Origin of the sequence: Pseudomonas sp. DR48 (assembly GCF_019823085.1) — a bacterium.
In the GTDB taxonomy this organism is placed as follows: domain Bacteria; phylum Pseudomonadota; class Gammaproteobacteria; order Pseudomonadales; family Pseudomonadaceae; genus Aquipseudomonas.
Map to the genome: position 1 here is coordinate 1,103,291 of NZ_CP081946.1, position 21,384 is coordinate 1,124,674.

Genomic DNA, 21,384 nt, shown 5'->3' on the forward strand with positions numbered 1-21,384 from the left:
CAATTCCTTACACCACCATCGACACCGCCAACGGCAGGAACACCGCCGTGGCCACGCCCATCAGACTCATCGCCAGCGCCGCGAAGGCGCCGCATTCTTCACTTTCCTGCAAGGCCACCGACGTGCCGACGGCGTGGGCGGTCATGCCCAGTGCCATGCCGCGCGCTTCAGGGCTGTGCACCCCGAGCCGGGTCAACAGGCTCGGCCCGAAGATCGCACCGATCACGCCGGTGATCAACACGAACACCGCTGCCAGCGCCGCGACGCCACCGATTTGCTCGGCCACCAGCATCGCAATGGGCGAGGTCACTGACTTGGGCGCCATGGTCATGAGGATCATGTGTTCAGCGCCAAACCACCAGCCCAGCAACACTCCCATGCCCGTGGCGACCACGCCACCTATCACCAGCGTAGTAAATATCGGCCAGAACAACTGCCGAATCCGCCGCAGATTAAGGTAAAGCGGCACCGCCAGCGCCACCGTCGCCGGCCCGAGCAGGATACTGAGGATCTCGGTGCTCTTGCGGTATTCAACGAAGGTGATGCCAGACACCGTCAGTACGCCAATCACCAACAGCATGGACACCAGCACCGGCTGCAGAAAGATCCAGCGGGTTTTCTCGAACGCCGCCAGCACCAGCTGATAGGCGCCCAACGTAACGCCAATGCCGAACAACGGGTGATGAATCACCGAGTCCAGCGCGCCGTGCCAGTCGAGGATCATGAGTGATCTCCGCGACGGGCATGACGCTTGACCATGCGCTGCATCAGCACCCCGGCAAATGCCATGGACAGCACCAGCGACAACACCAGCGCGCCAACGATGGCCCAGAAGTCCGCGGCAATGTCCTTGGCGTACACCATGACGCCCACGGCGGGCGGCACCAGCAGCAACGGCAAATAGCGCAGCAGACTGCTGGCCGCCAGGTTCAAAGGCTCACCGACTTGCCCGCGTGAAATCAGGTACACCAGCAACAGCAGCAGGCCGACAATCGGCCCGGGCAGTACCGGTAAAAACAAATGATTGAGGGCTGTGCCCAGCAATTGGAACAGCACCAGCCAGGTCAGGCCACGTAACAACATCCCGCATCTCCCCACGCTCTCCCCACAAATCAGGGGCCGGGCATTATAAGCACGTCAACGCTATGGACCGGCATTCGCCAAAAGCATGGTCAGTTGACCGGAGCAAATTGCCATGTTGATCTAAAGTGGTTCGCAGGGAGGTCAAATCCCCCCACCCGAAAAACTATAAATCCGATGAAACCCAAGGAGAGTCTCAATGCCCTATGTTCCCGTTGCAGAGCTCAAAGATTATGTCGGCAAGGAACTTGGACGTTCCGAATGGCTCACCATCGACCAGGAGCGCATCAACCTGTTCGCAGAAGCCACAGGCGATTATCAGTTCATCCACGTCGACCCGGTCAAAGCCGCGCAAACGCCCTTTGGCAGCACGATCGCCCATGGATTCCTGTCCCTGTCGCTGATGCCGAAGCTGATGGAAGACATTCTGGTCCTGCCTGAAGGGGTCAAGATGGTCGTCAACTACGGACTGGACAGCGTACGTTTCATCCAGCCGGTGAAGGTCAACTCCAGAGTTCGACTCAAAGTCGACATGAACGAGGTCACCGAGAAAAAACCCGGCCAATGGCTGCTCAAAGCCACCGCCACACTTGAGATCGAAGGTTCGGACAAACCGGCGTATATTGCCGAGCCGCTGTCCCTCTGTTTCGTCTGATACATGCCTGATTGCGAAACAGCTAACGCTGTTTCGCGCCGCGTCTCTATATATACGACACATAGCTGCGGCATACTCGGTCGCCTAATTGCCCGGATCCCGCTATGCGCTCACTCGCCCTCCTTGCTTTGACCCTTTTGCTTACCGCTTGCGGCGATGGCGAATCGCTGTTGCCCCCCGATGCCCGCTTGCCGGACGGTGGGCGCTATCGCGGTGATCTGGTCAATGGCCTGCTGCAAGGCCAGGGCCGGGTCGACTACCCGAACGGCAGCTGGTATGCCGGCGAATTCGACAAGGGCCAATGGCATGGCCAGGGCGAATGGCATGGCAGCAACGGCGAAGTCTATCGCGGGCAATTCAACCAGGGGTTGTTCGACGGCCAAGGCACGCTGACCACCAACGGCAGCAGCTACACCGGCGGATTCAAGCTCGGGCGCCGCGACGGTGAAGGCACGCTCAAAGAAAACGGCATGACCTACCGCGGTGAATTCAAGGCCGATCAGTATTCAGGGCTCGGTCGTCTCGAACTCGAAGACGGCAGCTCCTATCAGGGCCAATTCACCAACGGCAAACCCAACGGCGAAGGCCAGCGCGGCGATGCCAGCGGCAATCAGTTCACCGGGCACTTCGTCAACGGACAACTGGAAGGCAACGGCACCTTCAACAGCGCTGACGGCGATATCTACGTCGGCGGTTTCAAGAACAATCAACTGAACGGCAAGGGCCGCTACGAAAATGCCGACGGCGATGTCTGGCTGGGTCAGTTCAAGGACGGCTCGTTGAACGGCAAGGGCGAGTTGATCGGCGCCGATGGCAGTCATTACGTCGGCCAGTTCAGCGACTGGCGCTTCAGCGGCGAGGGCCGTTTGAACCTGCCCGACGGCAGCTTCTACGTCGGCCAGTTCGATGCAGACGCCTATTCGGGTCGCGGCACGCTGGTGCTGACGGACGGCACGGTACAAAGCGGTACGTGGGCCAATGGTCAGCGTGTGCGCGATGCCGATGGCAAATTGTTGCCCGACAGCCTGGAACTCGGCTTGCTGGCCCAGGGCCGCTTGCTCGACGATGCACTGACCAAGGTGCCAGCCTCTACGCCAGCGGTTGAGCTCTACACCTTGACCGTGGGCGGTGACGGCAAACAGAGCGTATTCCTGCGCGAATCCGATTACGTCAGCAACATGCTCAACAGCCGCTTTGGTGCCTACGGCCAGATCCGCCTGGTCAACCATCGCGATCACCTTGTAGACCGGCCGATGGCCACCCGGGAAAACCTGCGCCGCGCGGCACTGACCCTCGCCGAACGCAGCGGACCGGAAGATTTGATCTTCATCTACCTGACCAGCCACGGCACCAGCGAACATGAACTGGTACTCGACCAGCCGCGTATGGAGCTGGCCGACTTGCCGGCCGACGAACTGGCCGCGGTGCTCGCGCCCCTGAAGAATCGCGACAAGATCATCGTCATCTCGGCCTGCTACTCCGGCGGTTTCCTCCCTGCTCTCAAGGACGAACGCACGCTGATCATGACCGCCTCGCGGGCCGACCGAGTGTCTTTCGGCTGCTCGGAAGAAGCCAACTTCACCTACTTCGGCGACGCGCTGTTCGCCCAGGCGTTGAACCAGACCGACGACCTCGAGCAAGCCTTCAAACTGGCCAAGGCCACGGTGGCTGAACGTGAACTGGCTGACAGCTTCGAAGCCTCTGAACCGCAGATCTGGGCACCGAAAACCGTCCTCTCCCACTGGCAGCTCTTGCGCAAGCAGCAGGCACGAAAAGCTTTGCAAAGTGTCTCTATAAGCAGCAGGGATGCAAACAGCAACTAAGCTGAACAGTATCAAGGGGGAAACACTATGTACTTGACGCCTCAGCATGTATTGCTTGCCGGTGCTACCGGGCTGACCGGTGAACATTTGCTTGATCGCTTGCTCAATGAGCCAACGATTTCAAGGGTACTGGCCCCCTCACGCCGGCCACTGGCCGAGCATCCTCATCTGGAAAACCCGGTCGGCGACCCGGCGGTGTTTTTGCCGCAACTCAACGGTCGCGTCGACATTGCCTACTGCTGCCTTGGCACCACGATCAAGCAGGCTGGTTCCGAACAAGCCTTCCGCGCGGTCGACCTGGACATGGTGGTGGCGTTCGCCAAGCGTGCTCGGGAAATGGGCGCACGGCACCTGATCGTGATCAGTGCCTTGGGAGCCGATCGCAGGTCGCCTGTTTTCTACAATCGGGTCAAAGGTGAGATGGAACACGCGTTGATCGCACAGAATTGGCCGCAACTGACCATTTGTCGGCCGTCATTGCTGCTGGGCGATCGCGTGGAACCGCGTATGGCGGAACAAATCGCCGGACCGTTGTCGCGACTGATTCCCGGCAAATACCGTGGCATCGAGGCCTGCCAATTGGCGCGTGCGATGTGGCGATTGGCGTTGGAAGAGCAGGATGGAGTGCGGATTGTCGAGTCGGATGAGTTGCGCAAACTCGGCAAATAACTCTTCATCGACTGTACCGACACCTTCGCGGGCAAGCCCGCTCCCACATTTGACCGTGGTCGCTCGGACAATTCGGTTAATGTGGGAGCGAGCCTGCTCGCGAAGGACGCGACACCGAATTAATGCCCAACGCTACATCCCGCCAGTTGCCTGGAAGCTGACGCCGATCACCGTCAGCACCGACAACGGCAGCAGCAGCGTATCGAGCAATGCGCTGGCCGGCAGGTCGACACCGGGATAGCTCGGGGCTTCGGCCCCGAACCGGTCCTTCGCGCAGCAACCGCCGTTCATCGCATACAAATCCAGACGCGTGCCCGAGTACACCACGGGCGCCCCGGGTTTGGCCGCATCGAGGGTGCGCGCCGTGGCGCAACCCGTCAGCTGCAACACCAGCACCATGATCAGCAGCTTATTCATCGCTGCTCAAATGGTGTTCCCCCCAGCGCGGAAGCATGTCTTGCGGGATGTTCAGCAGATTGAGAATCCTCGCCACCACAAAGTCGATCAAGTCATCGATGGTCTGCGGCTGATGATAGAAACCTGGCGAGGCCGGCAAAATCGTCACGCCCATGTTCGACAACTTGAGCATGTGCTCCAGATGGATGCTCGAATACGGTGCCTCACGCGGCACCAGAATCAGCTGGCGACGCTCCTTCAGCGTGACGTCGGCCGCCCGCTCGATCAAGTTGTTGCAGGCGCCGGTCGCAATCGCCGACAGCGTCCCGGTCGAGCACGGCACCACCACCATCGCCGCTGGAGCACCGGAGCCCGAGGCTACCGGCGACATCCAGTCTTCCTTGCCGTACACCTTGATCTGCCCGGCGGCGGCGCCGGTGTATTCGGTCAGGAAAGCCTGCATCGTCTGCGGTTTGGCGGGCAGCGTGACGTCGGTTTCGGTGGCCATCACCAGTTGCGCTGCCTTGGAGATCAGGAAATGCACCTCGCGGTCTTCGCGGATCAGACAGTCGAGCAGACGCAAGCCGTACTGGGCGCCCGAAGCGCCCGTCATCGCCAGGGTGATGCGTTCCGGGCCGCTGTTCATTTGAGCGCCTCGGCGAGCTTGCCGTGCAGGCCGCCGAAGCCGCCGTTGCTCATGATGACCACATGGGTGCCCGGTTGAGCCTGGGACTTCACGCGCTCAATGATGCCTTCCAGCGAATCACTGACGATCGATGGCACGGTGCACAACGCAGCGGTCGCGCCCAAGTCCCAGCCGAGGTTGGCCGGGGCGTACCAGATCACCTGATCGGCATCGACCACGCTTTCCGGCAAGCCATCGCGGTGGGCGCCAAGTTTCATGGAATTGGAGCGCGGCTCGATGATCGCAATCAACGGCGCATCACCGATGCGCTTGCGCAGGCCATCAAGGGTTGTGGCGATGGCCGTCGGGTGGTGAGCGAAGTCGTCATAGATGGTGATGCCGCGAACTTCCGCGACTTTTTCCATCCGGCGCTTCACGCTTTTGAAGGCGCTCAATGCAGCAATGCCCATCGACGGCACGACGCCGACGTGGCGGGCCGCAGCCAGCGTGGCCAAGGCATTGGCGACGTTGTGCTGGCCAGTCATGTCCCACTCGACCATGCCTTGGGCGACGCCTTCGAACATCACTTCAAACTTCGAGCCGTCTTCGCTGAGCAGTTTGACTTGCCACTGACCGCCGGCGCCGGTGGTTTGCACCGGTGTCCAGCAGCCCATCTCGATGACACGCTGCAAGGCGGGTTCCGTCGTCGGGTGGATCACCAGGCCTTCGCTCGGGATGGTCCGCACCAAATGGTGGAACTGGCGCTCGATGGCCGGCAGATCGGGGAAGATGTCGGCATGATCGTATTCGAGGTTGTTCAGGATCGCTGTGCGTGGGCGGTAGTGAACAAATTTTGAGCGCTTGTCGAAAAACGCGCTGTCGTACTCGTCGGCTTCGATGACGAAGAACGGCGTCTCGCCCAAGCGGGCCGACACCGAGAAATTCTGCGGCACGCCGCCAATCAGAAAGCCCGGGCTCATGCCCGCGTGCTCCAGGACCCAGGCAAGCATGCTGCTGGTAGTGGTTTTGCCATGGGTGCCGGCGACGGCCAGGACCCAGCGACCTTGCAGCACGTGGTCCGCCAGCCATTGCGGGCCGGAGACGTAAGACAGGCCTTTGTTCAACACGTATTCCACGGCCGGGTTGCCGCGGGACATGGCGTTGCCGATCACCACCAGATCCGGAGCCGGATCGAGTTGAGCGGGATCGTAGCCTTGGGTCAACTCAATGCCCTGCGCTTCAAGCTGAGTGCTCATCGGCGGATAGACGTTGGCATCGGAGCCCGTCACGTGATGACCCAGCTCTTTGGCCAGAACCGCCATCGAACCCATGAAAGTGCCGCAGATACCAAGAATATGAATGTGCATTAGTCGACCTCGTAAAACATGGCCGCAGGTTAGCGTAGGGAGGGGGAAATCGCACTCTTTAGGTGATGGGAACGATCAGCCACCGCAACTCATGTGGGAGCGGGCTTGCTCGCGATTGGCCGCAACGCGGTTTACCTGGCAATCCCGTGCTTGCGCAGTTTTCGATAAAGCGTATTGCGGCTTACACCAAGCTGTTCCGCTGTATTCGTCATATGCCAGCGCGTCTGCTCCAGCGCATTGAGCAAGGCCAATCGCTCGGCATCGTCCAGCGGATACTCGGACGGCTCTTCCACGGCCACTACCGGCAATGGCCGAACCTGACGAATCATCGCCGGCAGATCCTCCAGCCCGATCCGTCCACCGTCACACAGCGCCGCCAAGGTGCGCAGCACATTGCGTAATTGCCGCACGTTTCCCGGCCATGCGAAGCCCAGCAACGCCTGCCGTGCCGGCTCATCGATCACCACCGTCTCACCGCCCGCCTCTTCAGCCAGCAAAAAGTCGAGCAGTTGCGATTTATCACTGCGATCGCGCAACGCCGGCAACGCCACTTCCAACCCATTGAGCCGGTAATACAGATCCTCACGGAAACTGCCGTCCTGCACGCGCTCCAGCAAATTACGGTGCGTGGCGCTGATGATCCGCACATTGACCGGCTCCGGCTCACCACCGATCGGCACCACCTGGCGATCTTCCAGCACTCTTAATAGCCGGGTCTGCAATGCCAACGGCATGTCGCCGATTTCATCGAGGAACAAGGTCCCGCCGTCGGCCTGCTGCAACTTGCCGCGCATACCCTCCTTGCGCGCGCCGGTGAAGCTGCCGCCGCGATAACCGAACAGTTCGCTCTCGATCAGGCTTTCGGGAATGGCCGCACAATTGAGGGCAACGAAGGCTTTTTCGGCCCGTTGACTGGCCTGGTGCACGGCTTTGGCGAACGCTTCTTTGCCAGAACCGGTTTCGCCGTTGATCAACAGCGGCACGTCCCGTTCGAACACGCGCAGGGACTTGCGGAATTCTTCCTGCAACGCGATATCGCCAATACAAATCCCCGACAGGCGCGCCGGCTCGGCAATCACCGGACGTTGCACCACCGGCACCGGAATGCTGCGTGGCTGCCCACGCAACAGCGCAAACAGACTCCGCCCGTCTCGGGTGCGCAGCGGCCAACTGGCGCTGGCGTTCACGCTCGCGCGGCCGAGCAACTCATCCAGCGAGCAATCGAAAAACGCCTCGACCGGCTGCCCCAATAATCCGCAGCGACCATGCCCCAGCAGGTTCAGGGCACTTTGATTGACGGCACTGATCCGCCCTTCTCCGTCAAACGCCAGCAACCCTTCGCTGAACAGCCCGACGGACTCGGCCTGCAGGTGAAAACGCAACAGCCATTGGTTGTCGAAGTAGCGCAGGAAATAGCAGCTCTCGATCATCTTCGCCGACAGATTGACCAGCGCCATGGTGTGAAACTGGCTCTGACGCGAAACCTCGTGACGCGCCGAAGACACGTCGAGCACCGCCAGCAATTCGCCATGCGGGTCGAACACCGGGCTCGCCGAGCAGGTCAGGCCAGTGTGGCGACCGCGAAAGTGTTCGTCCTGATGGATGGTCAACGACTGACGCTCCACCAGGCAGGTGCCGATGCCGTTGGTGCCTTCGCAGGCTTCGCTCCAGTCAGCGCCGAGCCAGAGCCCGGCACGCTCGAAAATCTTGCGTTCGGCGGGCGCTGTGACGCAATTGAGGATCACGCCACGGGCGTCGGTCAGCAGCACCGCGTGGCCGGCGCCGGAAAGTTGTTGATGCAGGCTGGTCATTTCGTTGCCGGCGATGTGCAGCACTTGCTGCAAGCGCTCGCGGCTTTCCAGTACGCGGCCGTGCTCCAGCACCGTTGGCGCTACGGTCAGGGCCGGGTCGAGGTGATAGTCCTCAAGACACCGCAGCCAGGAACGGGCAATCGACGGATCGCTGCCCGGGCCGTGCAGGTGGGATTTGCCCTGAGTGACCGTCAGGACCTGCTGGGCATGGCGACTCAAATGATTGTCGTGCATTTTCTTATTGTTCTCCCCGAGCGGTTTTCACCGCCCCCGTAGGAGCTGTCGAGTGCAACGAGGCTGCGATCTTTTGATCGTGCTCTTAAAAAACAACATCAAAAGATCGCAGCCTCGTTGCACTCGACAGCTCCTACAAGGGTTATGCGGCTGTAGCGAGCATCCTCCAGCCTAGCCGGCATTGCAATGGTGGCAAGACCGCTCGGTCACAGGTTGTGCCACAAGCGGTACAAAGTGTCACGGCGACTGTACCGAAAGCGTCACAGCGGCGTTCCGCCCGTCCGACAAAAACAGCGCAAGGCCTTGATTTACCTGACCTGCAAGGCAGTGGCCCGACCTTTGCTCTACGCTTATAGCAAGCGCACATGCGCTCTCTCTTATAAGTACAAAAGCCAAGGAGAAATCACTATGCGTTACGCTCACCCCGGTACTGAAGGCGCTATCGTTTCGTTCAAGAGCAAGTACGGTAACTACATCGGCGGCGAGTTCGTCGCGCCTGTCAAAGGTCAGTACTTCACCAATACCTCGCCAGTGAATGGCCAACCGATTGCCGAATTTCCGCGCTCCACGGCCGAAGACATCGACAAAGCCCTGGACGCCGCCCACGCCGCTGCCGATGCCTGGGGCGCCACGTCCGTCCAGGCGCGCTCGCTGGTGCTGCTGAAAATCGCCGACCGCATCGAACAGAACCTGGAACTGCTGGCAATCACCGAATCCTGGGACAACGGCAAAGCCGTGCGTGAAACGCTCAATGCCGACATCCCGCTGGCCGCGGACCATTTCCGCTACTTCGCCGGTTGCATCCGTGCTCAGGAAGGCAGCGCCGCCGAGATCGACGGCAACACCGTGGCTTATCACATCCATGAACCGCTGGGCGTGGTCGGGCAGATCATCCCTTGGAACTTCCCGATCCTGATGGCCGCGTGGAAACTTGCCCCGGCCCTGGCTGCCGGTAACTGCGTCGTGCTCAAGCCTGCCGAGCAAACGCCACTGGGCATTACCGTGCTGATGGAACTGATCGGCGACCTGCTGCCGCCGGGCGTGCTGAACGTCGTGCAAGGCTTCGGCAAAGAAGCCGGCGAAGCGCTCGCCACCAGCAAACGCATCGCCAAGATCGCGTTCACCGGCTCGACCCCGGTCGGCTCGCACATCATGAAATGCGCGGCTGAAAACATCATTCCGTCCACCGTGGAGCTGGGCGGCAAGTCGCCGAACATCTTCTTCGAAGACATCATGCAGGCCGAACCGACCTTCATCGAAAAAGCCGCCGAAGGCCTGGTGCTGGCGTTCTTCAACCAGGGCGAAGTCTGCACCTGCCCTTCGCGCGCCCTGGTGCAAGAATCGATCTACGACGAGTTCATGAAAGTGGTCATGAACAAAGTCCTGCAAATCAAACGTGGCGACCCGCTGGACACCGACACCATGGTCGGCGCCCAGGCGTCCGAGCAGCAATTCGACAAAATCCTTTCGTACCTGGAAATCGCCAAGGGCGAAGGCGCCGAACTGCTGACTGGCGGCAAGATAGAAAAACTTGAGGGCAACCTGGCGACCGGGTATTACATCCAGCCGACCCTGCTCAAGGGCACCAACAAAATGCGCGTGTTCCAGGAAGAAATCTTTGGCCCGGTGGTGAGCATCACCACGTTCAAGGACGAAGCCGAAGCCCTGGCCATCGCCAACGACACCGAGTTCGGCCTGGGCGCCGGCCTCTGGACCCGCGACATCAACCGCGCCTATCGCATGGGCCGCGCCATCAAGGCCGGTCGTGTGTGGACCAACTGCTACCACCTGTACCCGGCGCATGCCGCGTTCGGTGGCTACAAAAAGTCTGGCGTCGGGCGTGAAACCCACAAAATGATGCTCGATCACTATCAGCAGACCAAAAACCTGCTGGTGAGCTACGACATCAATCCGCTGGGCTTCTTCTAAAAACCGGGGGCGACACAGAAGTTTCTGTGTCGCCCTTCAAATGGCTATCGCGAGCAGGCTCGCTCCCACAGGGATTTGTGGTTATTCCCAACATTTTGGTTCACCCCAAAACCCTGTGGGAGCGGGCTTGCCCGCGATGGCGTCCTTAACGACAACATAAAAACATTGCCCTGCCGCTCTGGCACGGGCCTTGCGTGCCCGCTCCACACCCAAACGTCGTATCCGAAAGTCCAAAAGATCAAACAATAAAAATACAGCGAGGACTTATGACTTCTTCCACACAGCTCAAACCCACACTCGGCACCCTGCATTTATGGGGTATTGCCGTCGGCCTGGTGATTTCCGGCGAGTATTTCGGCTGGAGTTACGGCTGGGGCACCGCAGGCACCCTGGGCTTTCTCGTCACCGCCCTGATGGTGGCGACGATGTACACCTGCTTCATCTTCAGTTTCACCGAATTGACCACCGCCATTCCCCACGCTGGCGGGCCATTTGCCTATAGCCGGCGGGCCTTTGGCGAGAAAGGCGGTTTGATCGCCGGCATCGCCACCTTGATCGAGTTCGTCTTTGCGCCCCCGGCGATTGCCATGGCCATTGGCGCCTATCTGAACGTGCAATACCCGGACTTGGACCCGAAGATCGCCGCCGTTGGCGCCTATTTCGTCTTCATGACCCTCAATATTCTCGGCGTCAGCATCGCAGCCACATTCGAACTGGTGGTCACCGTACTGGCGGTCGCCGAGCTGCTGGTGTTCATGGGCGTCGTTGCTCCCGGCTTCAGCTTCAGTAACTTCGTGCTCAATGGCTGGTCGGGCTCCAACGAATTCACCATGGCTTCGATCCCCGGCATCTTTGCGGCGATCCCCTTTGCTATCTGGTTTTTCCTCGCCATTGAAGGCGCGGCCATGGCGGCCGAAGAAGCCAAGGACCCGAAACGCACGATTCCCAAGGCCTATGTCAGCGGCATTCTGACCCTGGTGTTCCTGGCCATTGGCGTGATGGTGATGGCCGGCGGCGTCGGCGACTGGCGCCAACTGTCGAACATCAACGATCCGCTGCCGCAGGCGATGAAAGCCGTGGTCGGCAACAATTCGAGCTGGATGCACATGCTGGTCTGGATCGGCCTGTTCGGTCTGGTGGCGAGTTTCCACGGGATCATCCTCGGCTACTCGCGGCAGTTCTTTGCCCTGGCCCGGGCCGGTTACCTGCCCCCTTCGCTGGCCAAGCTTTCGCGCTTCCAGACGCCACACCGGGCCATCCTGGCCGGCGGCGTGATTGGTATCGCGGCGATCTATAGCGACGGCCTGGTCAATCTGCAAGGCATGACCCTGACGGCGGCGATGATCACCATGTCGGTGTTCGGCGCCATCGTGATGTACATCATCAGTATGCTGAGCCTGTTCAAATTGCGTAAAACCGAGCCGAACCTGGAACGCACCTTCCGCGCGCCGGGCTATCCGATCGTGCCGGGGATTGCGCTGTTTCTGGCGGTGGTGTGCCTGGTGGCGATGGCCTGGTTCAACACGCTGATCGGCTGTGTGTTCCTCGGCTTCATGGCGGCCGGATACTTGTATTTCCATTTGACCGCCAAGCAGCGTTTCGACGCCCCGGCGGATGCGATGCTCGAAACCGTCTGAGTTGCACCGGCGCCGGGCCAATCTGCCGGCGCCTGCTTTATAGAAGTGCATGCGGTTCCCTTGTGGGAGTGAGCCTGCTCGCGATTGCGGTGTTTCATTCAGCGCATGTGGCGGATGTAAAACCGTAATCGCGAGCAGGCTCACTCCTACAAGGGGTTAGTGCTGAATTTGAGTTATTGATTGAATCAGGAGGACACTGTGGCCACATTTGCCCATTCCGTCGGCGCCCAGACTTATCGCTTCGCCAGCCTCAAAGACGTCATGGCCAAGGCCAGTCCGGCGCGTTCCGGGGACTTTCTGGCCGGCGTCGCTGCACTCAACGATGGCGAGCGAGTGGCCGCGCAGATGGCCCTGGCCGATATCCCGCTGACGCACTTCCTGGAGGAAATGCTGGTTCCTTACGAGGCCGATGAAGTCACCCGGCTGATCATCGACACCCACGACACTCAGGCTTTTTCAGCCGTCAGCCACCTCACGGTTGGCGGTTTTCGCGACTGGCTGCTGAGCGACGCCGCTGACGAACAGAGCCTGCGCGCGCTCGCCCCCGGCCTGACCCCGGAAATGGCCGCCGCCGTGTCAAAGATCATGCGCGTGCAGGATCTGGTGCTGGTGGCGCAGAAAATCCGTGTCGTCACAAAATTTCGCGGCACGATGGGCCTGCGTGGACGTTTATCCACCCGCCTGCAACCCAATCACCCCACCGACGAACCGGCCGGCATCGCGGCGAGCATTCTCGACGGCCTGCTATACGGCAACGGCGACGCGATGATCGGCATCAACCCGGCCACCGACAGCATCGCCTCGATCTGCGCCATGCTGGAAATGCTCGACGCGATCATCCAGCGCTACGAGATTCCGACCCAGGCCTGCGTGCTGACCCACGTCACGACCTCCATCGAGGCGATCAATCGCGGCGTTCCGCTGGACCTGGTGTTCCAGTCGATCGCCGGCACTGAAGCGGCCAATGCCAGTTTCGGCATCAACCTGAATGTCCTGCAGGAAGGTTACGACGCCGGCCTGAGCCTGAATCGCGGAACGCTGGGCCGCAACCTGATGTATTTCGAGACAGGCCAGGGCAGTGCCCTGTCAGCCAACGCCCACCACGGCATGGATCAACAGACCTGCGAAACCCGCGCCTACGCCGTGGCCCGCCACTTCAAGCCGTTTTTGGTCAATACAGTTGTAGGATTCATCGGCCCGGAATACCTCTACAACGGCAAACAGATCATTCGCGCCGGCCTCGAAGACCACTTCTGCGGCAAGCTGCTGGGCGTGCCGATGGGTTGCGACATTTGCTACACCAACCACGCCGAAGCCGACCAGGACGACATGGACACCCTGCTGACCCTGTTGGGCGTGGCCGGGATCAACTTCATCATGGGCATCCCCGGCTCCGACGACATCATGCTCAACTACCAGACCACCTCGTTCCACGACGCCTTGTATGCCCGCCAGACACTGGGGCTGAAACCGGCGCCGGAGTTCGAACAGTGGCTGGCGAAAATGGGCATCCTCACCCAGGCGGATGGCAAGATTCACTTCGGTGACAGGCTACCGCCGGCTTTCCGCCAAGCGATGGCGCAACTGGGATGAGTGTTGAAATGGATAAACCGCCTGTAGATGCAGAAAATCCGCTGCTGGAATTGCGTCGCCTGACGCCAGCACGCATTGCCCTGGGCCGCACCGGCACCAGCATGCCGACCAGCGCGCAACTGGATTTCCAGTACGCCCACGCCCAGGCACGGGATGCGGTGCATTTGCCGTTCGATCATGCCGGGCTCAGCGCGCAACTGGCTGAATGCGGGCGCGACAGTCTGTTGTTGCACAGCGCCGCAACCAACCGGGACAGTTACTTGCAACGCCCCGATCTGGGGCGAAAATTGAGTGATGAGTCGGCGCAGACCTTGCGCGATTACGCCCTGGCTCATCCTGGCGGCGTGGATCTGGCGATTGTCGTGGCCGATGGACTGTCGGCGCTGGCCGTTCATCGTCATACGCTGCCGTTTCTGGCGCGAATGGAAGAACAGATCAAGGCGGAAGGCTGGTCGGTGTCGCCGGTCATACTGGTAGCCCAAGGCCGGGTCGCCGTGGCCGACGAGATTGGCGAGCTGTTGGGCGCAAAAATGGTGGTCATCCTGATTGGCGAGCGTCCGGGCCTCAGTTCGCCGGACAGCCTGGGGTTATATTTCACCTACGGTCCCAAGGTCGGGCTGACGGACGCCTACCGCAATTGCATCTCCAATGTTCGACTTGAGGGCCTGAGTTACGGCATGGCGGCACACCGTTTGCTGTACCTGATGCGTGAGGCTTGCCGGCGCCAACTGTCGGGCGTCAACTTGAAGGACGAAGCGCAGATTCACACTCTGGAGTCGGACGCAGGTGCGGACATGAAAGGTAATTTCCTGCTCAGTCCACCTGATGCCTGAACCGTTTCCGCATTGCGTTTGTGCTTTGATTTCAGGCAGGATCGATGCACGGCTGCCCGAGTGAAGAACCGTTCGCCGTCAGAGCACGTGATGACAGCCACTTGAAGACGAGACCTATCGATGCGGATTATTCAAGCGACCCTCGAACACCTGGACCTGCTGACCCCGTTGTTCGTCAAATATCGCGAGTTTTATGGCGCCCTGGCGTATCCGGACTCGTCCCGGGCGTTCCTTGAGAAACGCCTGCGACGCAAGGAATCGGTGATCTACCTGGCACTGGCCGATGACGACAGCAATAAACTGATGGGTTTCTGTCAGTTGTATCCGAGCTTTTCGTCCCTTTCGCTTAAACGCGTGTGGATCCTCAACGACATTTACGTCGCCGAAGAAGCCCGCCGCCAACTGGTGGCCGACAATCTCATCCGCACCGCGAAGAAAATGGCCAAGGAAACCAATGCTGTGCGCATGCGTGTTTCCACCAGTAGCAACAATGAAGTGGCGCAGAAAACCTACGAGTCCATCGGATTCAAGGAAGACACCGAATTCAAGAACTACGTGTTGCCGATCAGCGACGAACTTTAAGGTTGCTCCTGTGTGGCGACGGGCCTGCCCCCGCTCGCCACAGGGTTGGTGTGCAGCCTGTCGGACCTCTGACATTCCCCGCTACAAACTCGACAGGTTTTTCACGAATCAAATCGTATAATGCCGCACTTTCCGGCTTGTACGAAAAACTACACTCGTCTGTAGGCTTTCGCGAAGTCATCCGCACAGGCCTGCAGAGTCGGGCCATCACGACAGGTGCCCTCCATGGATTTCAACCCGATCGACCTTATTCTGCATCTCGATGTTTACCTCGACTTGCTGGTAAAAAACTACGGGTTATGGATCTACGCCATCCTGTTTCTGGTGATTTTCTGCGAAACCGGTCTGGTGGTGATGCCGTTCCTGCCGGGCGACTCCCTGTTGTTCATCGCCGGCGCTGTAGCCGCTGGCGGCAGCATGGACCCGGTATTGCTGGGCGGCCTGTTGATGCTGGCGGCGATCCTCGGTGACAGTACCAACTACATCATTGGCCGAACGGCCGGCGAGAAGCTGTTCAGCAATCCAGACTCGAAAATCTTCCGCCGCGACTACCTGCAACAGACCCACGACTTCTATGACAAGCACGGTGGCAAGACCGTCACCCTGGCGCGCTTCCTGCCGATCATCCGAACGTTTGCACCGTTCGTCGCCGGTGTCGGCAAAATGCCTTACCTGCGTTTCTTTTCCTTCAGCGTCCTCGGCACCGTTTTTTGGGTGGGCGGCCTGGTGACCCTCGGTTACTTCTTCGGCAACGTCCCGTTCATCAAGAAAAACCTCTCGCTGCTGGTCGTGGGCATCATTCTGCTGTCGCTGCTGCCGATGATCATCGGTTTCATCCGCAGCCGTTACGGCAATGCCGCGTCCAAAGTCCAATAGCGCTGATCCACGATGTGGTCGCTTAGTGCCTGGCGTCGCCAGCGCACACTGGCCAAACACCCGATTGCCGACGACCTGTGGCAACGGGTGCGTCACCACCTGAGTTTTCTCGATGGCATCAGCGCCGCTGAAGACCAGTGGCTGCGTGAAGCCTGTGTCTTGTTCCTGCAGGACAAACACCTCACCGCCTTGCAGGGCGTCGAACTCCACCAGGAACAGCGCCTGCTGCTTGCCGCTCAGGCGCAGTTACCGCTGCTGCACCTGGGCGATCTGAACTGGTATCAGGGCTTCCACGAAATCGTCCTCTACCCCGACGACTTCCTCAGCCCCCAGCGTCATCGTGACGCCAGCGGCGTCGAACACGTGTGGGACGGCGAACACAGCGGCGAAGCCTGGCAGCAAGGCCCGATCATCCTCGCCTGGCCCGGAGTGATGGCCAGTGGCGGCTGGGAAGGCTACAACCTGGTGATCCACGAACTCGCGCACAAGCTCGACATGCTCAACGGCGACGCCAACGGCCTGCCGCCATTGCACCCCGACATGCGCGTCAGCGACTGGGCAAAGGTCATGCAGCAAGCCTACGACGACCTCAATCGGCAACTCGACCGCAATCCGGACGCAGAAACAGCCATCGACCCCTACGCAGCGGAAAACCCCGCCGAGTTCTTTGCGGTTACCAGCGAATACTTCTTCAGCGCCCCGGATCTGCTGTTCGAGGCTTATCCCAAGGTCTATGAGCAGTTGAAGCTGTTTTACCGCCAGGACCCATTGGCCCGGCTGCGGCAACTTCTGGCCGAAGACCCGGTCTATCAGGCACGAGACTAAGGTCTACACGACCTCTGATCCATAGCAACGGTGGCGGAATATGCCTATAATCGCCGCCACTTTTTGGTCAATCCGGCCAAGTGTTTTTGGTCAACTAACGGGGGCACCGCCCAATGAGCTACAGCAAGATTCCGGCTGGCAAAGACCTGCCGAACGACATCTACGTCGCGATCGAGATTCCGGCCAACCACGCGCCGATCAAATACGAAATCGACAAAGACAGCGATTGCCTGTTCGTTGACCGTTTCATGGCCACCCCGATGTTCTACCCGGCCAACTACGGTTACATCCCGAACACCCTGGCTGACGACGGTGATCCCCTCGACGTGCTGGTCGTGACCCCTTACCCGGTTGCTCCAGGTGCGGTGATCCGCGCTCGTCCAGTCGGCATCCTGAACATGACCGACGACGGCGGCGGCGATGCCAAAGTCATCGCAGTCCCACACGACAAGCTGTCCCAGCTGTACGTCGACGTGAAGGAATACACCGACCTGCCACCACTGCTGATCCAGCAGATCGAGCACTTCTTTGCGAACTACAAAGATCTCGAAAAAGGCAAATGGGTCAAGATCGAAGGCTGGGCCGGTGCAGATGCCGCTCGCGAAGCGATCACCAAGTCGGCTGCAGCTTATAAAGGCTGAGACGCCATTGGCCTTGCGCCACTGACGACTTGAAAAAAACCCCGGTTGATCCGGGGTTTTTTGTGGCCGCTCATAAAGCGCATTAAACAGCGTGTTTATCGTTTAGCTGTCGCGGTTTTTTTCTGTTTAATTTGTTCCAAATACGTCTTACATCCGGTCGTAAATTTCCCGCCAAATTTGAACGGTTCGTTTATTCAAAGCCCCGCCCTGCGCCCGTAGACTCGTGTTTATGAAAAAGAACACTAGCGGCCCACGGTTCAAGGCGCTCCTCGAAAAAGCGAAGATCACAACGACAGGATTCGCTGCTTTTTTCGACACGGAAGCTCAAAACATCCACAACTGGTACACCCGCGGTGTGCCCGCCTACCGCATGGAAGAAGTCTCCAGATTACTCTCGGTCAACAGCGACTGGCTCAAGACCGGCGAAGGTCCACAGGACTCCAAACACCTGCACCTGCTCGACGAGTCAGGCAACACCTTCGACGCCCAGGCAATTCGTGGCATCTACACGGTCATTGAGCCCACTGACGTCGAATTGCCCGTCTACATGGAAAGGCCCATAAACCCGGGGTCCAGCAAAACCCATGTCGTCGAAGATCCTGGCCAATCAATCCGCCTGCCCAAAAGCCACCTCGACTCCCTGGAAATCAACCATGCGGATGTGTTCTGCGTGCAGATGGTCGGCAACGGCATGGGGGCAAGGATCGAGGATGGCTCCACCCTCGCCGTCGACCGAGGCCTGACCAAGGTGATTGACGGAGAGATTTACGCGATCGAGCACGACGGAATGCTGCGAATCAAATACTTGCACCGGATGCCAGGCAATGCGTTGCGGTTGCGCAGCTACAACAAGGCCGAGCACCCCGACGAGATCTTCAATGCCGAACAGATTGATAAGCAGAACATCCGGGTATTGGGCTGGGTGTTCTGGTGGTCGACGCTGAACAAGCGGCGGCCGGTGGTGCCGTTTCTGTGACATCTGCCCACGCCCACCGGCATCACACGATCCTGGTGGGAGCGGGCTTGCCCGCGAAGGCGATACAACATTCACCCGAAAAAATCCGGACATGCCACCTGATCCCAAGCCCCGACAGCTCTAATACGCACACCACACTGGGAATTCCCCAAAAAAATCAGTATGCTGCGCCCCACATTTGCGCATCGACCCGCCCCGTGGCCCGATCGCACCGACAAGGCAGATGATTTTCTCGCCAAGTCCCACAGCCGGACGCAAGATCCGGGTGTACGTTTTGAAGGCTGGCGCGGTTTACCAAAAATGAACCAAGCCAGTCCCCGAGAAGCCGGCCACAAGCCGGCTTTTTAATGCCTGCAGAAAAGTAAATAGTGCAGCAAGCTGCTGCACAATTCCTCACGGATAACTAAACCCCTTAACCAACGTCAACTCCCCCACCGCCCGCATCGGCACCAGGAACGTCTCCATCTTCTCGTTCGGCGTCCCTTCCTCCGTAATCACCGTCACCTGCGCCGTCGTCAGCGGCTGAACCGCCTCTTCCTGTCCTTCTTCATCACTGCGATACCCGCCGCCGAAGTAGTTCACGTACACCAGATACTGCCCTTTGATCGGCGCCGGCATGGCGAAGATTTCCGGACCGTACCCAGTGGTCACGTCGACATCCAGCGCCGCGCCGTTGGGTGCGACACGATCGCCGTACCAGATGTGTGCGCCGTCGGGCGTAATCAGGTGTAAGTCCAGATCCGTGTTGTCGCTGTCCCAGGACAACAACACCCGCAACTTGGCCGGGGTTGCGCCGCCGCTGGCGTTTAGAAACTGCGTGCGATGGCGCTGTTGGCCATCGGGGCTGCGGACTTCGACGCTGTTGCTGCCATTGGGAAACGAGAACGGGCGATCAAAGCGTCCGGCGGGATCAATCTTCAGCGGCATGCTGACGCCGTTGACGATCAACCGGCCGGGTTCACCGGACTTGGGCGTGGCTTTGATCTGGCCGGTGATGCGCGCGGTGTTGGCTTGGCCCACCGGCGTGTTCACTGACGACGCCGGGTAGTTGACTGTCTGACGGAAGTTTTCACCTTCCCCCTCAACAGCGCCCGTACGCCAACCGCCGACAGGCGTATCAAGTTTTACGGCGCTATCGGAGGCGAACACCGTCGGCAATACGCAAAAAGAGCAAAGGAACAGGAAGACCTGTGGGTAACGGAGTTTCATGGCCTATTCCAGCAAGAGGTGGCGGGCAAGCCCTTCGATGTAGGTTTCATCCTGGCCGTTGGGATGTGCTTCGAAGGCCAGGTGCAGGTATTCATGGGTCAGGTCGAGGCGGTCTTGCAGTGACAGCACGCCGCGCACGTAGATGCGTTGGCGTTCGCGGTCGACGTAGGGGCGGCCGAAGGCCAGGCGGCAGACGGCGAAGGTGCTGACTTCGTTGTAGCCGACTTCGCTTTCCAGACGTTGGCGCCAGCCGCGACGTTGGGTTTGCAGCCAGTCCTGGGCGGCGGGGAGCGCTTCGCAGGAGGCGACGGGGTTGTCCCAGCGGCTGAGGCTGGCACGCGGGTAGGCGTGCAGGAGGATGGCGTCGTAGCGTTGGCCGGCGTTGGCTTGTTCGACGGCTTGCTGCCAGGAGAGTTTGTCCGGGCCCGGTTGGTCGGAGTGGTAGGTGACGGTGCTGCCGGCGAGAACCAGGTCGCTGGTCCAGGCTGCGATGTAGCGTGACTCGGCAGTGGCCGGACGTGGGGCAACACGTTGTCGGCTGCTGCTGTCGTCGATGCTCAGGCAGTCGCCGTGGCGGGTGGCGTTTTGCAGCAGGTAGGTGCGGATGGCGATGGCCAGGGCTTTGGCGGCTTCGGCAGGTTCGGATTTGGCTTCCCGTTGCAGGACTCGGGCGACGTATTCTTCGCGGTCCAGACGGGCGATGAGCTTGTCCTTGAGCAGAAACAGTTCGCCGTCGCTGTGGATATCGAGTTGATTGCCGCTGGTGAATTCAACGCGGTAATCGCCTTGCAACGGCCCGGCAGTAACAACCCGATCCCCGGCCAGTACACGCCCGACCGGATAACGGGAAAATAGCCCGACCTCGACGCAGCGTCCTGCCTCCGAGGGCCAATCCACCGGCAACACCGAAGCCAACGCCGCTCCGTAATGACGCAGCACCATCTGGCTGGTTCCGCGCCCTCCAGCCCAGACGGGCGTGCCATCCACCGTCCAACCGGCAAACCCGCCCTGACGCGACGACGGATCCTGATCTCCCAACCAGCTCCAGGTTTTCACCCGCAACCGACCACCGAGTTCACCCACGACGTTGCCGTCAGCGGCGTTCAATACCACATCCAGCAACACCCGCCGCGCCTGATCCTGCGCGGGCATAACCGCCAGCGCTTTGAGCAATTCAGCCACCGGCACTCGTGTCGAAGGCTGCAGCGACGGCAAGTTCAGCAGCCACTCCGGCGCCTGTCGCGCCTGCCAGTACGTGCGCCAGTCAGCGGCAGTGATGCCCAAGCGTGCCGGCTCGAAATACAACCCGCACGACTTCACCAACGCCTGATCGCGTTCAATCTTGCCGCCCGCGGAACAGCAATAAACCTCTTCCTTCGACTGGCCGCGACATTCATAGGGCGATTCATCAGCGCCGCTATCCACCAGCCAGCCGTACACAAACAACTTCCACACACTGCCCAACGGGGTCTGTAAATCATCAGGCAGCGGCTCGCGTGAAATCACCTGCGTGCGGCTCAACGAAATCAATTCACCCTTGAAGCCCAGGCGCAGCGGTTCGTCCTGCGCTGTCGCCAGCGCAGGGAGCAAACACAGCAGCCACCAGACCAGAGGACGGATCAC

Annotated in this window: 20 protein-coding genes; 12 read left to right on the forward strand and 8 right to left on the reverse strand. The window is 60.0% G+C overall.

Translation table 11 applies throughout. From position 1 onward, the window contains the following. Positions 1–7: 7 nt before the first annotated feature. The gene (locus K5K95_RS05060; RefSeq protein ID WP_222588611.1) at positions 8–724 is read right to left on the reverse strand and encodes an LrgB family protein; all 717 of its coding nucleotides are present in this window, start codon (positions 722–724) and stop codon (positions 8–10) included. Next, positions 721–1,083, reverse strand: a complete 363-nt coding sequence (locus K5K95_RS05065) for a CidA/LrgA family protein (RefSeq protein ID WP_090179429.1) — start codon at positions 1,081–1,083, stop codon at positions 721–723. Before K5K95_RS05065 ends, K5K95_RS05060 begins: the two co-directional genes overlap by 4 nt. 196 nt (positions 1,084–1,279) lie before the next feature. Here K5K95_RS05065 and K5K95_RS05070 point away from each other — a divergent pair, with 196 nt between their 5' ends. The 3 genes from K5K95_RS05070 to K5K95_RS05080 all read left to right on the forward strand — a co-directional run bounded on the left by K5K95_RS05070 (position 1,280) and on the right by K5K95_RS05080 (position 4,227). Beyond that, entirely contained in the window at positions 1,280–1,735 is a 456-nt protein-coding gene (locus K5K95_RS05070) for a MaoC family dehydratase (protein WP_090179426.1), read from the forward strand. A 104-nt stretch (positions 1,736–1,839) separates the two neighbouring features. Continuing rightward, the gene (locus K5K95_RS05075) at positions 1,840–3,558 is read left to right on the forward strand and encodes a C13 family peptidase (RefSeq protein ID WP_222588612.1); all 1,719 of its coding nucleotides are present in this window, start codon (positions 1,840–1,842) and stop codon (positions 3,556–3,558) included. Between the two features lie 27 nt (positions 3,559–3,585). Further along, the gene (locus K5K95_RS05080) at positions 3,586–4,227 is read left to right on the forward strand and encodes an oxidoreductase (RefSeq protein ID WP_222588613.1); all 642 of its coding nucleotides are present in this window, start codon (positions 3,586–3,588) and stop codon (positions 4,225–4,227) included. Positions 4,228–4,359: 132 nt separating this feature from the next. On the opposite strand, the gene K5K95_RS05085 is transcribed toward K5K95_RS05080, so the two are convergent. The 4 genes from K5K95_RS05085 to K5K95_RS05100 form a co-directional block, all read right to left on the reverse strand. Further along, entirely contained in the window at positions 4,360–4,644 is a 285-nt protein-coding gene (locus K5K95_RS05085; protein ID WP_222588614.1) for a YceK/YidQ family lipoprotein, read from the reverse strand. Further along, positions 4,637–5,269, reverse strand: coding sequence for a flavin prenyltransferase UbiX (gene ubiX / locus K5K95_RS05090; protein WP_222588615.1), 633 nt, complete (start codon positions 5,267–5,269; stop codon positions 4,637–4,639). The genes K5K95_RS05085 and ubiX overlap by 8 nt, the downstream gene beginning before the upstream one ends. Further along, positions 5,266–6,615, reverse strand: coding sequence for a UDP-N-acetylmuramate:L-alanyl-gamma-D-glutamyl-meso-diaminopimelate ligase (gene mpl / locus K5K95_RS05095; protein ID WP_222588616.1), 1,350 nt, complete (start codon positions 6,613–6,615; stop codon positions 5,266–5,268). Before mpl ends, ubiX begins: the two co-directional genes overlap by 4 nt. A gap of 131 nt (positions 6,616–6,746) precedes the next feature. Continuing rightward, a complete protein-coding gene (locus K5K95_RS05100; protein WP_222588617.1) occupies positions 6,747–8,660 on the reverse strand; it encodes a sigma-54-dependent Fis family transcriptional regulator in 1,914 nt (637 codons plus the stop codon). A gap of 408 nt (positions 8,661–9,068) precedes the next feature. Here K5K95_RS05100 and K5K95_RS05105 point away from each other — a divergent pair, with 408 nt between their 5' ends. The 9 genes from K5K95_RS05105 to K5K95_RS05145 all read left to right on the forward strand — a co-directional run bounded on the left by K5K95_RS05105 (position 9,069) and on the right by K5K95_RS05145 (position 18,552). Next, positions 9,069–10,589 (forward strand): aldehyde dehydrogenase family protein, encoded by a 1,521-nt coding sequence (locus K5K95_RS05105; protein WP_222588618.1) that lies wholly within the window; start codon positions 9,069–9,071, stop codon positions 10,587–10,589. 266 nt (positions 10,590–10,855) lie between these two features. Then, a complete protein-coding gene (gene eat / locus K5K95_RS05110) occupies positions 10,856–12,226 on the forward strand; it encodes an ethanolamine permease (protein WP_222588619.1) in 1,371 nt (456 codons plus the stop codon). Positions 12,227–12,424: 198 nt separating this feature from the next. After that, complete coding sequence (locus K5K95_RS05115; protein WP_222588620.1) at positions 12,425–13,819, forward strand: ethanolamine ammonia-lyase subunit EutB; 1,395 nt, start codon at positions 12,425–12,427, stop codon at positions 13,817–13,819. 8 nt (positions 13,820–13,827) lie between these two features. Beyond that, positions 13,828–14,652, forward strand: a complete 825-nt coding sequence (gene eutC, locus K5K95_RS05120) for an ethanolamine ammonia-lyase subunit EutC (RefSeq protein ID WP_222588621.1) — start codon at positions 13,828–13,830, stop codon at positions 14,650–14,652. Between the two features lie 120 nt (positions 14,653–14,772). Beyond that, positions 14,773–15,234: a GNAT family N-acetyltransferase gene (locus K5K95_RS05125; RefSeq protein WP_222588622.1), complete on the forward strand. Its 462-nt coding sequence runs from the start codon at positions 14,773–14,775 to the stop codon at positions 15,232–15,234. A gap of 225 nt (positions 15,235–15,459) precedes the next feature. After that, entirely contained in the window at positions 15,460–16,110 is a 651-nt protein-coding gene (locus tag K5K95_RS05130; RefSeq protein ID WP_222588623.1) for a DedA family protein, read from the forward strand. Between the two features lie 12 nt (positions 16,111–16,122). Then, positions 16,123–16,935: a zinc-dependent peptidase gene (locus tag K5K95_RS05135; RefSeq protein ID WP_222588624.1), complete on the forward strand. Its 813-nt coding sequence runs from the start codon at positions 16,123–16,125 to the stop codon at positions 16,933–16,935. Between the two features lie 113 nt (positions 16,936–17,048). After that, positions 17,049–17,576 carry an inorganic diphosphatase gene (gene ppa / locus K5K95_RS05140; RefSeq protein ID WP_222588625.1) on the forward strand — a complete coding sequence of 176 codons (528 nt, stop codon included), beginning with the start codon at positions 17,049–17,051 and terminating at the stop codon, positions 17,574–17,576. 229 nt (positions 17,577–17,805) lie between these two features. Continuing rightward, positions 17,806–18,552 (forward strand): helix-turn-helix transcriptional regulator, encoded by a 747-nt coding sequence (locus tag K5K95_RS05145; protein WP_222588626.1) that lies wholly within the window; start codon positions 17,806–17,808, stop codon positions 18,550–18,552. Positions 18,553–18,945: 393 nt separating this feature from the next. On the opposite strand, the gene K5K95_RS05150 is transcribed toward K5K95_RS05145, so the two are convergent. Further along, positions 18,946–19,761, reverse strand: a complete 816-nt coding sequence (locus K5K95_RS05150) for a YfaP family protein (protein WP_222588627.1) — start codon at positions 19,759–19,761, stop codon at positions 18,946–18,948. A 3-nt stretch (positions 19,762–19,764) separates the two neighbouring features. Next, a complete protein-coding gene (locus K5K95_RS05155) occupies positions 19,765–21,384 on the reverse strand; it encodes a DUF2300 domain-containing protein (RefSeq protein WP_222588628.1) in 1,620 nt (539 codons plus the stop codon).

Excerpts from the sequence above, each read along its gene's own strand:
- K5K95_RS05075 (WP_222588612.1), top strand. The coding sequence starts at position 1,840 with ATGCGCTCACTCGCCCTCCTTGCTTTGACCCTTTTGCTTACCGCTTGC.
- K5K95_RS05130 (WP_222588623.1), top strand. The coding sequence starts at position 15,460 with ATGGATTTCAACCCGATCGACCTTATTCTGCATCTCGATGTTTACCTC.
- ubiX (WP_222588615.1), bottom strand. The coding sequence starts at position 5,269 with ATGAACAGCGGCCCGGAACGCATCACCCTGGCGATGACGGGCGCTTCG.
- K5K95_RS05065 (WP_090179429.1), bottom strand. The coding sequence starts at position 1,083 with ATGTTGTTACGTGGCCTGACCTGGCTGGTGCTGTTCCAATTGCTGGGC.
- K5K95_RS05125 (WP_222588622.1), top strand. The coding sequence starts at position 14,773 with ATGCGGATTATTCAAGCGACCCTCGAACACCTGGACCTGCTGACCCCG.
- mpl (WP_222588616.1), bottom strand. The coding sequence starts at position 6,615 with ATGCACATTCATATTCTTGGTATCTGCGGCACTTTCATGGGTTCGATG.
- K5K95_RS05080 (WP_222588613.1), top strand. The coding sequence starts at position 3,586 with ATGTACTTGACGCCTCAGCATGTATTGCTTGCCGGTGCTACCGGGCTG.
- K5K95_RS05085 (WP_222588614.1), bottom strand. The coding sequence starts at position 4,644 with ATGAATAAGCTGCTGATCATGGTGCTGGTGTTGCAGCTGACGGGTTGC.
- eutC (WP_222588621.1), top strand. The coding sequence starts at position 13,828 with ATGGATAAACCGCCTGTAGATGCAGAAAATCCGCTGCTGGAATTGCGT.
- eat (WP_222588619.1), top strand. The coding sequence starts at position 10,856 with ATGACTTCTTCCACACAGCTCAAACCCACACTCGGCACCCTGCATTTA.
- ppa (WP_222588625.1), top strand. The coding sequence starts at position 17,049 with ATGAGCTACAGCAAGATTCCGGCTGGCAAAGACCTGCCGAACGACATC.
- K5K95_RS05105 (WP_222588618.1), top strand. The coding sequence starts at position 9,069 with ATGCGTTACGCTCACCCCGGTACTGAAGGCGCTATCGTTTCGTTCAAG.
- K5K95_RS05150 (WP_222588627.1), bottom strand. The coding sequence starts at position 19,761 with ATGAAACTCCGTTACCCACAGGTCTTCCTGTTCCTTTGCTCTTTTTGC.
- K5K95_RS05060 (WP_222588611.1), bottom strand. The coding sequence starts at position 724 with ATGATCCTCGACTGGCACGGCGCGCTGGACTCGGTGATTCATCACCCG.
- K5K95_RS05135 (WP_222588624.1), top strand. The coding sequence starts at position 16,123 with ATGTGGTCGCTTAGTGCCTGGCGTCGCCAGCGCACACTGGCCAAACAC.
- K5K95_RS05070 (WP_090179426.1), top strand. The coding sequence starts at position 1,280 with ATGCCCTATGTTCCCGTTGCAGAGCTCAAAGATTATGTCGGCAAGGAA.
- K5K95_RS05100 (WP_222588617.1), bottom strand. The coding sequence starts at position 8,660 with ATGCACGACAATCATTTGAGTCGCCATGCCCAGCAGGTCCTGACGGTC.
- K5K95_RS05145 (WP_222588626.1), top strand. The coding sequence starts at position 17,806 with ATGAAAAAGAACACTAGCGGCCCACGGTTCAAGGCGCTCCTCGAAAAA.